Below are 14228 nucleotides of genomic sequence, written 5' to 3' on the forward strand. Positions count from 1 at the left end.
CGGCGAGCGCATCGGTCGCGATCGCGATCGCTCCGACGCCGAGGGCGAGCAGAAAACGGATGCCCGTGTCGGCCTCCGCGGGCAGCGACTGCTCCGCGATCGACTGCTCTCCGAGCGCCGCGAGCTCGGCGAAGCGGTCGAGCGTCTCGGGTGTCGGCACCACGACCGCGAACGACACCTCGGCGGTGAAGAGGGCCGTGAGTGCGACGATGAGCGCCGCGCTCGACGCGACGATCGACCAGAGGGCGCCCCATCGCCGCACGCGGAGGCGCGCGAGCAGCCCGGCCCCGACGACGACCGCGACGACGATCATCGTCGTGGCGAACCACGGGCCCTCGCCGAGTACGACCGTGAAGGCGGTGAGAGCCGCGGCGAGCATGAGCGCCGTGGCGAGCGCGACGAAGACCGCGGCGCGGCCGGCCCGCGCTCCCGCCCGGCGGAGGCGCGGGCCCTCGGTCTCAGCCACGCGCGCGCCCGAGGGACGAGGACGCAGTCGAGGACGACGCCGCGGACGACGCCGCGACCCGCGCCGCGAGCGCCTCGGCCCCGGTCAGCTCCGGCTGCTGCCCGATGAGCGCGAGCCACGCGGCATCGGGCGGCGTGCCGACGGGCACCGTCACGACGTTCCAGTCGGCCGCCGCGAAGGCCGCCTCGACCGCGAGCGCGCCCGGGTCGTCGGCCGCGGTCGACGCCGATCGCACGAGCAGGGCGACGCCGAGGGCTCCCGCCGAGCGCTGGGCGAGCATCCACCGCAGCGTCGCGTCGTCGGGGCTGCTCGCGATCGCGACGATCGGCACCGAGCCGGGCGCGGCGGACGCGGTGGGCAGCGGCTCACGGTCGGCGAGGGGCAGGATGGCGAGCTCGCCGAGCAGCTCGCCGACGGGCCCGTCGCCGCGCGGGGCACCGGTCGGGCGGGCGGTCGGCGTCTGCAGGTCGACGGCGTAGCCGCGCTCGGCGAGGTGCGTGGCGACGGCGGCGGTCATGCGTACGCTCCACTCGAAGGTGCGGGAACCGGTCGGCGGGGCGGCCGCCGGTCGGGCGAGGTCCGGATGCCCGGCCCGCTGCGAATCGAGGAGCACACGGGCTCGCGGCCCGGCCTGCGGCTCGTCCTGCCGCACCATGAGCTCGCCCTGACGCGCCGAGACCCGCCAGTGGACGCGGCGCAGAGCGTCACCCTGCCGGTACTCGCGCGTCACGACGTCGTCGGCAGCGCGCTCGCGCGAGCGCGTCGTTCGCGGGCCGCTCTCGGCCGAGGGGTCGGGCACGGGGCCGGGCGAGAGCGGCACGACCTCGGGCACGACGAGCTGCGTGGCGACGGCGATCGTGTCGGTGACGCGGACGGCGAGGGCGAAGGGGTCGCGATCCTCGATGAGGAGGGGGCCGACGCTCACGAGGCCGCGGTGGGCGGGCCAGTAGCGGTAGCCGAGCGAGCGCGGGCGGCCGGCGCGCACCTCGAGCAGCTGTCCGGGCCCGGCGTACCCGGGGGTCATGGGCACGCGCTCGACCCACTCGGCCGAGCGCGCGCGGCCCGAGACGAGGACTCCGACGCGCACGGGCTCGCCCTCGGTCGCGACGACGGGGTCGAGGTGGCGCGTGACTCGCACGCGCGGGCGGGCGGCCGCGACGACGAGCAGCGCGATGAGCGGAGCGGCCGCCGCGATCACGGCTGCGGGCAGGAGTTCGGGCCGCTGCAGCCCGTACGCGAGCGCGAGCAGGTTCGCGGCGACGACGAGGAACCCCCAGCCGCGACCGGTGAGCCGCGGGATCCCCCCGCTCGCGCGCTCGCGCCCTGCCCGCATGAGCGCGCCCTACGCGCGGGGCGCCTGCGGCACCGGCACGGGGGTCGCGGCGACGATGCGCTCGACGACCTCCTCGACGCTGCGCACGGGGCGGCCGTCGGGATGCTGCGCCCGGGGCACGAGGATCATCCGGTGCGCGAGCACCGTCGTCGCGAGCGCGTCGATGTCGTCGGGGACGACGAAGTCGCGGCCGTCGAGCGCCGCCCTGGCTCGCGCGGCGCGCACGAGCTGCAGGGTCGAGCGCGGGCTCGCCCCCAGGCGCAGGGCCGTGTCGTCGCGCGTGGACTGCACGATCGCGACGGCGTACGCCTCGACCGCGGGGCTCACGTAGACCTCGCGCTCGGTCGCGATCATGCGGCGCAGGCCCGCCACGTCGACGATCGGGTCGAGGCGATCGAGAGGCGACCCGTGCTCGCGGTCGCGCAGCATGCGCTGCTCGCTCTCGGCATCCGGGTACCCGATCGAGATGCGGGCCATGAAGCGGTCGCGCTGCGCCTCGGGGAGCGGGTACGTGCCCTCCATCTCGACGGGGTTCTGCGTCGCGACGACGAGGAATGGCGCCTCGAGGCGGTGGGTGCGGCCGTCGACGGTGACCTGCCCCTCCTCCATGCACTCGAGCAGCGCCGACTGGGTCTTGGGGCTCGCGCGGTTGATCTCGTCGCCGATGACGATGTGGGCGAAGACGGGGCCGGGCGTGAACTCGAAGACGCCCTGCTGCTGGCGGAAGACGCTCACGCCCGTGATGTCGGCGGGCAGCAGGTCGGGCGTGAATTGGATGCGGCTGACGCTCCCGGCGATGCAGCGCGCGAGGGCGCGGGCGAGCACGGTCTTGCCGACGCCCGGGACGTCCTCGATGAGCAGGTGGCCCTCGGCCAGCAGCACGGTGAGCGCGGTGTCGACCGCCTCGGGCTTGCCGTCGAGCACGCCGTTCATCGCTCGCCGGATCGCGTCGCCGTACTCGGCGAAGCCCTCCGCGTCGAGCGGCTGGTCGGTGCCGGGGAGCGCGTCGGGGGCAGGGCTCGTCATCGTGCTCACCCGCTCACTCTTCCACGCCGACACGGGAAAACGGCCGAGAGAACCGCCGCGAGTGATGATTCGTCAGGATGCTCCCCCGGAGCCGCGCTCCTCCGCCTGCCCCTCGGCGAATCCCTCGGCATAGCCCTGCGCGAAGCCCGCCTCGACGCCCTCGGCCCGACCGGCCTCGTGCGCCTCGCGATGCCCAATGTAGAACATGTCGTCGGCCGCCGGGCGGACGAGGCTGCGGCCGCCCGGCGCGGCCGGGTCGAGATGGCGGTCGAGGCCGCGGACGACGGCCACGGGCATCCCGCTCGTCTTGCCCTTCACGAGGTCGGCGGCGGCCGCGATCTCGTCGCCGACCGCGGGGGCCGTGACGGCGAGGAGCTTGCCGCTCGCGTCGTGGGCTCCGCGGAGGTCGTCGAGCAGGCGAACGCCGCTCGCGCCGATCGCGATGTCGGTCTGGCCCTCGCGCCACGCGCGGCCCGCCGTGTCGGTGATGACGACGCCGATGGGGGCGCCGACGCACGCCTCGACGGCCGCGCGGATGCGGCGCGCGCTCTCGTCGGGGTCGACCGGCAGGAGGAGCACGGTGCCGTCGGCGGTGTTGCTCGCGTCGACGCCCGCGGCGGCCATGACGAGGCCGAGGCGGTTCTCGACGATGCGCGTCACGCCGCCGGGATGCTCGCGCGTCGCGACGACGCGCACGGTCTCGTCGGTGATCGCCTGCTCGCGGGAATCGGCGGCGACGATGCGCCCCTCGGCCTTGCTCACGATCTTGCTCGTGACGGCGAGGATGTCGCCCGGCAGCACGTCGGCGCGGCGGGCGGCGTCGGCGATGAGGCGCGGGAGGTCGTCGCCCGCAGCGATCTCGGGGATGCCCGGGATGCCGAAGACGAGGAGGGGCGGCGGCGTGGTCACCGGCCCATCATCGCAGGGGGTCGCGGGCGCCGGCGGGGTGGCCTCAGGAGGGCGTCGGCTCGCCGCGGCGGCGCCGCAGCTCGTCCTCCAGGCGCCGGATGCGCGCCTCGTTCTCGGCCTGCGCGATCTCGGCGTCGAGGCGGGCGAGCTCGGCCTCCGTGGTCGATGCCGCGCGATCGGCGAGACGTCGCTCGATCGCCTCCGTGCGGAGCGGGTCGCCGAAGCCGACGGCCGGCTCGCCGCGGCGGTACTCGCGACCGACGGCCCACCACAGCAGGCTGCCGACGAGCGGCAGGAGGATCACGATGATGATCCAGAAGGTGCGGTTGAGGTTCTTCACCTCGTGCTCGCCGCGCGTGATGATGTCGGCGAGCGACGCGATCATCACGAGCACGGGGATCGCGCTCAGCAGGATGTACACGCGCTCACCATAGTGAGGGTTCCGCAGGTTACGCCAGAGGCGCGTCGAGGCCGTCCGTCGGCGTGCCGTGCCGTCGTGTCGGGCTCACGGACGCGCGAGGACGTGCGCGATGCCTTGCCCGCGCGACGACGACGGCGGTACCGTGAGCGCGGGCGGTTCGTCACGCCCGACCTCCCCGCCGGCGCTCGCGCTGCCGGCCGCCGCACCCGCGGCAGGAGGCAGAGGGGGCCTGGAGCGCTCGGCGAGGACGACCGTCGTGTTCCGACGCGGGTCGCCGGGCGCGAGCCGGAGGCAGCGCGTAGAGCGAGCACGAGAGGGTCGAGATGACCACGCAGGAAGCCTTCAAGAAGCGCGTGCGCGAGCGCATGCAGAAGACCGGCGAGCGCTACGGAGCCGCCCGTCGAGCCCTGATCGATGCGGCGAGGGCGCGCGCCGCCGCCGCGACCGACGCGGAGGGCGCGACCGCGGCATCCCCCGCCCGCGCGTGGGTCGCGCAGCCGCAGCACGCCGACGAGCTCGTGCTCGAGAAGACCGGTCGCGGGTGGGATGCCTGGGTCGACGCAATCGACGCCGGACCCGGTCGCGCGGCGGGTCACCCCGCGATCGCGGCCTGGCTCGTGGCGCAGGGCGTCGACCCGTGGTGGGCGCAGGGCGTGACCGTCGGGTACGAGCGCATCACGGGGCTGCGGCTGCCCGGCCAGATGCCCGACGGGACCTTCACGGTGTCGCGCTCGCGCATCGTCGCGCCGCCGCCCACCGAGGTGCGCGCACTGCTGCTCGACGACGCCGCGCGCGCGGAGCTCCTGCCGGGGTTCGAGACGACGCTGCGGTCGAAGCCCGAGGTGCGGGCTCCCGGCTTCGAGCTGCGCCGTGACGGCGAGGGGCTCGGGCGGGTGTCGTTCGCGTTCGACGCCGCGAGCGGAGGGCGCACGAACCTCACCGTGACGCACGCGAAGCTGCCGACCCTCGAGGAGGGCGACCACTGGAAGGCGTTCTGGGCCGAGTGGCTCGCGGCGCTCGAGGAGGCGGGCGCCGACGGCGCTCAGGCGTCCGGGCGACCGCGGTGGCGCGTGACCTTCCGCACCGAGCCGTCGGGCGCGTACTGGGTCCACTCCCCCGTCTTGGCGCCGCGGTCGAACTCGCCCTCGTCGAGGAGGCGGCCGGCGGCGTCCCAGCGCGTCCAGCGGCCGTGCTTCTCGCCGTCGAGGAAGGCGCCGCGCTGCAGCAGCCCGCCGGTCGCGCGGTACCAGGTGGTGGGCCCGGCGAGCTCGCCGTCCTCGTAGGTCATCTCGCTGCGCACGCGGCCATCCGCGAAGTAGTGGCTCCACGGGCCCTGACGCTCGCCGTGCACGTACTCGCCCGCGATCGTTCCGCCGTGCGGGTCGCTCTCGTGCCACGGGCCATGGCGGCGCCCCTCGGCGTCGAGCTCGCCCTCGCCCGGCGCGAGCGCCGCCCCGTCGTCGGCCATCGCTTCAGCCCGTCGGCTTCGTCGCGACCCCGTCGAGCCAGAGCGTGTCGGTCTCGTCGCGGTGCACGCCGTCCGTGCCGACGTGCGTAATCGAGATCTGCGGGCCCTTCTTGATGACGTGCACCATCGCCATGGCGTGACTCCGACCGAGCCCGTACTCATCGGCGAGCCATTGCACGATGACGCCGGCCTTCACGCCCGGCTCCTGGTAGCCGCGCTCGATCGCCTCGTCGAGCAGCTGCCGCGGCGTGCGGCCGGTCTTCTTCTCGATCGCGTCGAGATATGCCTGGAACGACATGGAGCCTCCTATCCGTGCAGTGCGGGGAGGACGTCGCGCCCGAACACCTCGACGAACTCGCGCTGATTCCGCCCCACGTTGTGAATGTAGACCGCGTCGAACCCGAGGTCGAGGTGCGCCTGGATGTTGGCACGGTGCACGTCGGGGTCGGCCGAGACGACGACGCGCGCGGCGAAGTCCTCCGGGCGGACGAGCCGCGCGATCTGCTCGAGGTCGAACGGCGAGCGGATGTCGCTCTTCGCGAACCGCATGCCGCCGTTGGGCCACTCGGCGAGCGCGTTCGCCATCGCCTCCTCGTCGGTCGGCGCCCACGACAGGTGCAGGCGCAGAACCCGAGTCGTGGTCGCGAGGTCGCGTCCCGCCTCGCGGGCGCCCTCCTCGAAGCGCTGGAAGAGCATCCCGATGCGGTCGATCGGCGCGGCCTCGATGAGCAGGCCGTCGGCGCTGCGCCCGGCCCGCTTCGCCGTCAGGGGGCCGGCGGTCTGGATGAGGATGTCGGGCGCGACCTCGGGCATCGTCCAGAGCCGGGCGGTCTCGAGGCGCAGGAAGTCGCCGTCGTGCTTCGTGTCACGGCCGGCGAGCGAGGCCGCGAAGAGCTTCTTGATGACCGACAGCGCTTCGAACATGCGCGCGATGCGCTCGGCAGGCTCGGGCCAGCGCTCGCCGACGATGTGGTCGCTCATCGCCTCGCCGCTGCCGAGGGCGAGCCAGTGCCGCCCGGGGTACATCGCGGCGAGCGTCGCGGATGCCTGGGCCACCATCGCGGGATGCCACCGGAACGTCGGCGACACCGGTCCGACTCCCAGCGCGCCGCTCGTCCGCGCCCCGAGCGCGGAGACCACGTTCCAGACGAAGCTCGACTGCCCCTGCTGGGGCGTCCAGGGCTGGAAGCCCTCCGTCGCGACGGTGCCCGCGAAGCCGTGCTGCTCGGCGAGCGCGGCGAGCTCGATCGCCTCGAGCGGCGCGAACTGCTCGAGCGCGGCGGCGTAGCCGATCTGCGGGGCGGTCATGCCCCCAGTCTGGTGCACTCCGGCCCGCCGCGAGCGGGCCGCGGCGAGCCGCGCTCGATCAGCGGCGGAAGAGCCGCGCGAAGAAGCCGGGCTCGGCCTCGTGGCCCTGGCAGCGCTGCGACTGCGGCACGCCGCGCATCACCTGGGTCACGTGCTGGCCGCAGCCGGTCCAGGTCTTCTTGCCGCACTTCCGGCAGGTGGTCTGCTGGCACATCGAGGGGTCTCCTTCGGTCGATCGGTCGACCTCAGTATACCCCCGGGGGTATCACTGCTCGACCGCGAGCAGCACCTTCCCGCGCGCTCGCCGCGACTCGACGTGCGCGACCGCCTCGGCGACGTCGGCCAGCGGGAGCACCCGGTCGACGACGACGCGCAGCGCCGTCGTGCCGAGCCAGTCGGCGAGTCGCTGCAGGTCGGCCTGATCGCGCGTCGCGAGCAGCGGGATGATGCGGTGCTTCACGAGGCGGTCGGTGATGACCGCACCGGCCATCGCGGCGAGGGGCTTGAGCCACAGCCCGCCGGGGTCGCCGCAGCGCACGAGCGCACCTTCGGGCGTGAGAACGCGGCGCAGCTCGCCGATGCCGCGGTCGCCGACGAGGTCGATCACGGCGTCGAACCGTGGGACTCCCCGCACGACGTCGTCGACGGTGCAGTCGATGACGTCGTCGGCGCCGATGCGCGCGACGAGGGCGAGGTTGCGCGCGCTCGTCGTCGCGGTGACGTGCGCGCCGAGGAGCTTGCCGATCTGGACGGCGAACGTGCCGACGCCACCGGAGGCGCCATTGACGAGGATGCGCTGCCCCCGCTCCACCCCCGCCCGCGTGAGCGCCTGCAGGGCGGTGATGCCGGCGATGCCGACGCCGCCCGCATCTACCGGATCGAGCCCCGACGGGCGCGCGACGACGCCCTCCGCCTTCACGACGACGCGGTCGGCCCACGCGGCGATGCCGAAGCCGAGCACGGGGTCGCCGACGCTCCACCCCTCGACGCCCGGCCCGATGGCCTCGACGACGCCCGAGATGTCACTGCCGAGCACGGGCTTCGTCGGCCGCCGCAGCCCCCGACCGACCCGCACGATGTACGGCGTGCCGCGCATCGTGTGCCAGTCGAGCGGGTTCACCGAGCTCGCCTGCTGGCGCACGACGATCTCGCCCTCTCCCGGCGCGGGGGCGGGCATCTCGTCGACGCGCAGGACCTCGGACCCGCCGTACTCGCGAACGGTGATCGCTCTCATGGCCGCCTCCGGTTCCGCCGCCGCGCGACGTCAGCGTGCGTGGCCGGGCGCTGTCGACCCTAGGCCCGCCCGTCGCGGAGCACGCGCGCGAGGGCCGCGGCGTGGCGGCGCTCGAGGTCGTAGTCGTCCTTCAGCCACGCCGCGATCCGGCGCGCCTCGACGCTCGGGTCGTCGAAGCCGCGGGCGCGCGCAGCGGCGACGAGCTGCGATGCGGTGAGGCCCGTCCGCCTCTCGAGCGCGCCGAGTTCGGGGTGGAACGGCATGATCGCCACGGTACGTCGCGCACCGTCGGCCGCTCTGCCCCCAGAAAAAGGGGAGGAGAACAGTTGCGCTCAGCGGCACCGCGCCGCTAGATTTCCCGAGGCCCTGCACGAGGGCCCACGAGACGCCGAAAGGAGGCCAGCATGTTGATCACCACTCTCACGGGAATCTCCCGTTTCCGCGCCGGCTTCGTCGGCGTCGTCACCGCCTAACCGCGTCGGTCAGCACGCCGCCGGTTCGACGGTGGCGGCGCTGAAGAAGCCCGACCCGGGCACCGCGCGCTCGCGCTCGTCGGCTCTCGCCGCCGCTCGTCGACCGATGTGCATCTGCGGGTCACCGCCCCGTTCACGGCGAGTCGCTCCGCTCCTCCATGGTGAGGATGCGCCGACGCCGCCGCTCCCCCTCCGCCGCCACGAGCGGCACCCTCGGGCCTCCGCCGACGCGCGACCGCGCGCGCCGACGGCGACCCACGCGCAGTGAAGGAACACCACCACTCATGAACACCACCACGACTCGCCCGAGTCACCCGCAGCCGGTGCGCCCGTCGCACCCCCGCACCCGGAGCGTTCCCGCGCGCCGGATCAGCCTGATCGACCGGATCGCTCTGCACGTCGGCGTCGCCCTCGTGCAGTGGAGCCGCCGATCGACCGTCGCCGTGCAGCACGATCGCCGCGCGATGCGAGTGAGCCAGGAGCTCGCTCGCGAGCAGCGCGAGCGAGCGATGCAGCGCATGATGCTGCTGACGCTCATCCCGCGCTGAGCACGATCGTGCGCCGCGCATCCCCGCCCCCCGTCTCGGAGGGCTCGTTCAGAAGGCCGTCACCGGAGGCTCGCACCGGTGGCGGCCTTCCGCGTTGCGGCGCGGATGCGAGCGAGCGGGCTGCGCCGCGTCAGTCCTCGAAGGAGTGCAGGAACTCGGCCACCGCGCGCGGCACGTACGGCGCGACGTCGCCGCCGAGGGAGGCGACCTGCCGCACGAGCGAGCTCGACACGTGCGCGTGGGCGGGGTCGGGGAGCATGAAGATCGTCTCGACGCCCGCGAGGTTGCGGTTCACGATCGCCATCGGTGTCTCGTAGGCGACGTCGATCTGGCTGCGGATGCCCTTCACGAGCACGGTCGCGCCGACGTCGGTGCAGTAGTCGACGAGGAGGCCGACGCTCCAGCCGGTGACGACGATGCCGGAGGGCAGCGCGCGATCGGCGATGGCCTGCTCGATGAGCGAGACGCGCTGGGCGATCGGCAGCATGGCCGTCTTGCCCGGATTGTGCACGACGACGACGTGCACCTCGTCGAAGATGCGCGCGGCGCGCTCGATGACGTCGAGATGCCCCAGGGTGACGGGGTCGTACGACCCGGGGATGACGGCGACTCTGCTCACGGAGCCAGCCTACCGGGGCGCCGCAGGGCGAACGCTAGGCGGCGGCCTCCGCCTGCTCGCGGTAGTCGGCTGCGACGAGGATCGGCAGGTGGTCGCTCACGCCCTGCGGCAGCGTGCGGACCGAGTCGATGTCGAGCCCGGTCGAGGTCGCGAAGTCGAAGTGGCCGCGGAAGAACTTGTAGCGCGTGTAGGTGCGCGAGTCGCTCAGCGTGAGGTCGTAGCCGGTGCCGCGGACGTCGGCGCCGAGGAAGTCCTTGAAGACGGGGTAGTTGAAGTCGCCGACCATGAGGGTCGGCAGGTCGGTCCCGAAGCCGCGCAGCGCCTCGTGGGCGGCGTGGATCTGCTTGCGCCGCAGCGAGTTGAGGGCCGTGAGCGGCGCGGCGTGGAACGACGCCACGACGAGCTCGCGCCCCGTCTCGTGGTCGAGCAGGTGCGTGCCGAGGACGCGCTCGTGCGCGGGAGCGGCGATGCGGTCGTGGAGCGACTTCTTGAGCGCGAAGGCGGCGGTCGCGTGCGACTCGAAGCGCTCGCGGTCGTAGTAGACGGCGAGGCCGAGGCGGTTGCGCTTCGTCGCGTCGGCGAGGTGCAGGGGGCCGAGCTCGGCGGGGAGCTTCGACGTGTCGATCTCCTGCAGGCACACGAGGTGCGGTGCGTGCGCGTCGACGAGATCGACGAGCTCGCCGACCGCCGCATGCTTGCGGAGGTTGTAGCTGATGACCTTCATGCACCCTCCCCCTGTGGAACCCCGCGGATAACGCTAGTCGACCGCGGGAACCTGGTGAGCGCCTTGACGTGAGCGGATCAGTTCTTCTCGAGGTACGCGCGCGCCTCGTCGTCGAGGCGGCGGTCGAGCGCGTCGCGCAGCGCGGGCATGGTCGTGAGCTGCGGGTCGCGCTCGAGCAGGAGCGCCGCGGCCTCGCGCGCATCCCCGATGACATCGCCGTCCTTCGCGACGCGCAGCAGGCGCAGGCTCGACCGCCCGCCGCTCTGCGTCGCGCCGAGCACGTCGCCCTCGCGGCGCAGCTCGAGGTCGATCGACGCGAGCTCGAACCCGTCGAGCGTCGAGGCGACGGCCTCGACGCGCTCGCGCGCGAGGCTCCCCGGCTCGGCGGCGGTCACGAAGAGGCACAGTCCGGGAACGCCGCCGCGGCCGACGCGGCCGCGCAGCTGGTGCAGCTGGCTCACGCCGAACCGGTCGGCCTCGACGACGACCATCGTCGACGCGTTGGGCACATCGACGCCGACCTCGATGACGGTCGTCGCGACGAGCACGTCGATCTCGCCCGCGGCGAAGGCGCGCATCGTCGCATCCTTCTCGTCGGTCGTCATGCGGCCGTGGAGGGGCTCGACCCGTCGCCCGGCGAGGGCGGGGTGCGATCGCAGCAGGGGCGTCAGCTCGGCGACGGACGCGGGCGGGCGGGGCGGGGCATCCGCCTGCCCGCCGGTCGCGTCGGCGGCACCGCCGGCGCCCGCCTCCTCGGCGTCGGGCTCGAGCGCGTCGGGGTCGTCCTCGGGCGTCGTCGGGTCGATCGCGGGGACGACGACGAAGCCCTGGCGGCCCTGCGCGAGCTCCTCGCCGAGCCGCTGCCACGCGCGATGCCACAGGTCTCGGCGCTCGGCGAGCGGCACGACGTGGCTCACGATCGGAATGCGCCCGGCCGGCAGCGTCGCGATCGTCGAGACGTCGAGGTCGCCGAAGACCGTCATCGCGACCGTGCGCGGGATGGGCGTCGCCGTGAGCACGAGCACGTGCGGCGGCACCGAGCCCTTGCGGCGCAGGGTCTCGCGCTGCTCGACGCCGAAGCGGTGCTGCTCGTCGACGACGACGAGCCCGAGGTCGGCGAACTGGACCTTGTCACCGAGCAGCGCGTGCGTGCCGACGACGATGCGGGATGCCCCGCTCGCGATCGCGAGGAGGGTCGCGCGGCGCTCCCCCGCGCTCAGCTGCCCCGTCAGGAGCACCGGGCGCATCCTGGCCGCGCGGTCGGGGCCGAGCACGCTCACGATCGAGCGCAGGTGCTGGGCCGCGAGCACCTCGGTCGGGGCGAGCAGGGCGCTCTGGCCGCCGTCCTCCGCGACCGTGAGCATCGCCCGGACGGCGACGAGCGTCTTGCCCGAGCCGACCTCGCCCTGCACGAGCCGGTTCATCGGCACGGGCGAGGCGAGATCGCGCGCGACCTCCTGGCCGACGAGCTCCTGGTCCGCGGTGAGGGTGAACGGCAGCGCCGCGTCGAAGCCCGCGAGCTCGGCGCCGGGCGTGCGCGGCGTCGCGGGCTGCTCGCGCAGCTGGGCGCGGCGCTGCAGCAGCGCGACCTGGAGGAGGAACGCCTCGTGGAAGCGCAGCGTGTCGCGCGCGCGGCGCCACTGCCTGTCGTCCTCCGGGCGGTGGATCCACTCGAGCGCGGTCGCGTGATCGAGCAGCTCGCGCTCGGCGCGCACCTCGGCGGGGATGGGGTCGTCGAGCGGCCCGAGCGTGTCGAGCGCGACCGCGATCGCCTTCTGCAGCTGCCAGCTCGCGACCGTCGACGTCGCCGGGTAGATCGGGATCGGCTGCATCGCCCACTTCTGCGCCGTCGGCCCCGAATCGCGCTCGTCGCCCGCCTCGAAGAGCTCGTAGTCGGGGTGGGCGAGCTGCCGGATGCCGCGGTACTCGCCGACCTTGCCCGCGAAGATGCCGCGCCGCCCCTTCACGAGGTCGGCCTTGCGCCACGCCTGGTTGAAGAACGTCAGGGCGAGGATGCCCCGGCCGTCGCCGATCGTGACCTCGAGGATGCTCCCCCGGCGGGCGCGCATCGTCCGCTCGGTGACACTCAGGATCTCGGCCACGATCGTCACCGACTCGTCGACCCGCAGCTCGCTCAGGGCCGTGAGCTCGCCGCGGCGGGCGTAACGGCGAGGCACGTGCGCGAGGAGGTCGCCGACCGTCGTCATGCCGAACGCCTTGGCCAGCGACTTCGCGCTGCGGTCGCCGAGCACCGAGACGAGCTTCGCGTCGAGGGGGCCGGTCACGGTCACTACGGTAGCCGCGCGCGCCGACCGCGCTCGTCACGGCGGGGCGGCGGCTGCGCCGACTACCGTGGAGCCCGTGACGCGCATCATCGCCGGGTACGCCGGGTCTCTCACCCTCAAGGTGCCGAGCGCGGGCACGCGCCCCACCTCCGACCGCGTGCGCGAGGCGATCTTCAGCTCGCTGCAGGCCCGCGGCCTCCTCGACGGCGCGCGCGTGCTCGACCTGTACGCCGGCTCGGGAGCCCTCGGGCTCGAGGCGGCCAGTCGCGGGGCCTCCTCCGTGCTGCTCGTGGAGAAGAGCCACGCCGCGGTGCAGGTCTGTCGGCGCAACGCCGCGCTCGTGGAGCAGCGAGCTCCGCGCGGGTCGGCTCCGAGCATCCAGGTCAGCGGCAAGCCGGTGCGGTCGTACCTGACCTCGACGCCCGGCGAGTGGGATCTCGTCTTCATCGACCCGCCGTACGAGCTCGGCGGGCTCGAGCTCGACCACGTGCTCGCCGCGCTCGTACCCCGATTGGCGGCGGATGCCGTGGTCGTCCTCGAGCGCTCGTCGCGGACACCCGTGCCGGCCTGGCCGTCGGGGCTCGAGCTGGAGCGGCGCTCCGACTACGGCGAGACGGCGATCTTCTGGCTCAACACGGAACCCAGTGATTAATGGTCGCTCGATCAGCGCTCGTACACGTCGCGCCGGTGACCGAGAGTCACGATGACGATGAGCAGCACGCCGTCGTCGATCGTGTAGATGATCCGGTAGTCGCCCACCCGCACGCGCCACGCGGGGCGACCACGCAGCGGCTTCGCCGCGGGCGGTCTGGGCTCGTCCCCGAGGAGGGCGATCGCCCCGCGAATGCGCTCGCGGTCTCGCTGGTCGATCTTCTTGAGTGCCCGAACGGCTGCTGGACGCAGCTCGATCCGATAGCTCACGACCAGCCCAGGTCGGCTTTCACCTGCGCCCACGGGACGTTTGGCCCCTCCTCCTCCATCGCGGAATCGAACGCAGCGATGTCCTCGGCGTCTTCGAGCGCATCGAGCATGCGCTCGTACTGCTCGGGGCTGATAACGACGGCCGCGCGGTGACCACGCCGCTCGATGAAGACCGCCTCGGTCTGCGACCGGTCGATGATGTCGGAGAAGTTCTTGCGGGCGTCGGCGACGCTGAGGGAGCTCATGGCCGTATTGTACATATTGAGTTACCGAATGTACATCGACAGGAGGGCCAAAGCAGCCGAAGCAGAGGTCTGAGCTGAGGCCTAGGCGGTCTGCCGGTCGAGCTCGCGCTGCGACTGCCGCGAGACGGCGGCGAGCAGCTCTGCTTCGATCGCCGACCGCTGCCAGCACCGCTCGTCGGCGGGATCGGCGGCGGCGCGGGCCGCGTAGTCGGCGGCGTGCGGCGCGTGCGTCGGCAGGTGCGCGGTCG

At 73.7% G+C, this 14228-nt stretch carries 18 protein-coding genes; 3 read left to right on the top strand and 15 right to left on the bottom strand.

What is annotated here, in order from left to right; genetic code table 11:
• From Q7T15_RS06250 to Q7T15_RS06270, 5 genes are all read right to left on the bottom strand, one after another.
• Positions 1–466 (bottom strand): hypothetical protein (locus Q7T15_RS06250; protein ID WP_370689110.1); only part of this gene is annotated, 466 nt, incomplete at its 3' end.
• On the bottom strand, positions 459–1799 hold the full coding sequence (locus Q7T15_RS06255) for a DUF58 domain-containing protein (protein WP_304694384.1): 1341 nt from the start codon (positions 1797–1799) through the stop codon (positions 459–461). The genes Q7T15_RS06255 and Q7T15_RS06250, both read right to left, overlap by 8 nt.
• 9 nt (positions 1800–1808) lie before the next feature.
• Entirely contained in the window at positions 1809–2825 is a 1017-nt protein-coding gene (locus tag Q7T15_RS06260; RefSeq protein ID WP_304694416.1) for a MoxR family ATPase, read from the bottom strand.
• 72 nt (positions 2826–2897) lie between these two features.
• Positions 2898–3734, bottom strand: coding sequence for a coenzyme F420-0:L-glutamate ligase (gene cofE, locus Q7T15_RS06265; protein ID WP_304694386.1), 837 nt, complete (start codon positions 3732–3734; stop codon positions 2898–2900).
• 43 nt (positions 3735–3777) lie between these two features.
• Positions 3778–4155, bottom strand: a complete 378-nt coding sequence (locus Q7T15_RS06270; protein WP_304694388.1) for a PLD nuclease N-terminal domain-containing protein — start codon at positions 4153–4155, stop codon at positions 3778–3780.
• A 323-nt stretch (positions 4156–4478) separates the two neighbouring features.
• On the opposite strand from Q7T15_RS06270, the gene Q7T15_RS06275 reads away from it, so the two are divergent.
• Positions 4479–5438, top strand: coding sequence for a hypothetical protein (locus tag Q7T15_RS06275; RefSeq protein ID WP_304694390.1), 960 nt, complete (start codon positions 4479–4481; stop codon positions 5436–5438).
• A gap of 189 nt (positions 5439–5627) precedes the next feature.
• Here Q7T15_RS06275 and Q7T15_RS06280 read toward each other — a convergent pair whose 3' ends face one another.
• From Q7T15_RS06280 to Q7T15_RS06300, 5 genes are read right to left on the bottom strand one after another with little or no spacing between them, the layout of a single operon-like run.
• Entirely contained in the window at positions 5628–5921 is a 294-nt protein-coding gene (locus Q7T15_RS06280) for a DUF4287 domain-containing protein (protein ID WP_304694392.1), read from the bottom strand.
• An 8-nt stretch (positions 5922–5929) separates the two neighbouring features.
• The gene (locus Q7T15_RS06285; RefSeq protein WP_304694394.1) at positions 5930–6931 is read right to left on the bottom strand and encodes a TIGR03557 family F420-dependent LLM class oxidoreductase; all 1002 of its coding nucleotides are present in this window, start codon (positions 6929–6931) and stop codon (positions 5930–5932) included.
• Positions 6932–6989: 58 nt separating this feature from the next.
• Positions 6990–7145, bottom strand: a complete 156-nt coding sequence (locus Q7T15_RS06290; RefSeq protein WP_304694396.1) for a hypothetical protein — start codon at positions 7143–7145, stop codon at positions 6990–6992.
• 51 nt (positions 7146–7196) lie between these two features.
• Complete coding sequence (locus Q7T15_RS06295; protein WP_304694398.1) at positions 7197–8165, bottom strand: NAD(P)-dependent alcohol dehydrogenase; 969 nt, start codon at positions 8163–8165, stop codon at positions 7197–7199.
• A gap of 59 nt (positions 8166–8224) precedes the next feature.
• Positions 8225–8428, bottom strand: coding sequence for a DUF4287 domain-containing protein (locus Q7T15_RS06300; protein ID WP_304694400.1), 204 nt, complete (start codon positions 8426–8428; stop codon positions 8225–8227).
• A 494-nt stretch (positions 8429–8922) separates the two neighbouring features.
• Between Q7T15_RS06300 and Q7T15_RS06305 the strand changes: the two genes are divergently transcribed.
• Positions 8923–9186 (top strand): hypothetical protein, encoded by a 264-nt coding sequence (locus Q7T15_RS06305; RefSeq protein ID WP_304694402.1) that lies wholly within the window; start codon positions 8923–8925, stop codon positions 9184–9186.
• 130 nt (positions 9187–9316) lie between these two features.
• Here the strand turns inward: Q7T15_RS06305 and coaD are convergent, their stop codons facing one another.
• The 3 genes from coaD to Q7T15_RS06320 form a co-directional block, all read right to left on the bottom strand.
• Positions 9317–9805: a pantetheine-phosphate adenylyltransferase gene (coaD, locus tag Q7T15_RS06310; protein WP_304694404.1), complete on the bottom strand. Its 489-nt coding sequence runs from the start codon at positions 9803–9805 to the stop codon at positions 9317–9319.
• Positions 9806–9839: 34 nt separating this feature from the next.
• A complete protein-coding gene (locus tag Q7T15_RS06315) occupies positions 9840–10529 on the bottom strand; it encodes an endonuclease/exonuclease/phosphatase family protein (RefSeq protein ID WP_304694406.1) in 690 nt (229 codons plus the stop codon).
• Positions 10530–10606: 77 nt separating this feature from the next.
• Positions 10607–12814 (bottom strand): ATP-dependent DNA helicase RecG, encoded by a 2208-nt coding sequence (locus Q7T15_RS06320; protein ID WP_304694408.1) that lies wholly within the window; start codon positions 12812–12814, stop codon positions 10607–10609.
• A 76-nt stretch (positions 12815–12890) separates the two neighbouring features.
• Between Q7T15_RS06320 and rsmD the strand changes: the two genes are divergently transcribed.
• Positions 12891–13466: a 16S rRNA (guanine(966)-N(2))-methyltransferase RsmD gene (gene rsmD / locus Q7T15_RS06325; RefSeq protein ID WP_304694410.1), complete on the top strand. Its 576-nt coding sequence runs from the start codon at positions 12891–12893 to the stop codon at positions 13464–13466.
• Between the two features lie 11 nt (positions 13467–13477).
• On the opposite strand, the gene Q7T15_RS06330 is transcribed toward rsmD, so the two are convergent.
• A complete protein-coding gene (locus Q7T15_RS06330) occupies positions 13478–13735 on the bottom strand; it encodes a type II toxin-antitoxin system RelE/ParE family toxin (RefSeq protein ID WP_304694412.1) in 258 nt (85 codons plus the stop codon).
• A complete protein-coding gene (locus Q7T15_RS06335) occupies positions 13732–13980 on the bottom strand; it encodes a type II toxin-antitoxin system Phd/YefM family antitoxin (RefSeq protein ID WP_304694414.1) in 249 nt (82 codons plus the stop codon). Before Q7T15_RS06335 ends, Q7T15_RS06330 begins: the two co-directional genes overlap by 4 nt.
• Positions 13981–14228: the final 248 nt, after the last annotated feature.

The sequence above is a fragment of the Microcella sp. genome (assembly GCF_030645145.1).
Lineage (GTDB): Bacteria > Actinomycetota > Actinomycetes > Actinomycetales > Microbacteriaceae > Microcella.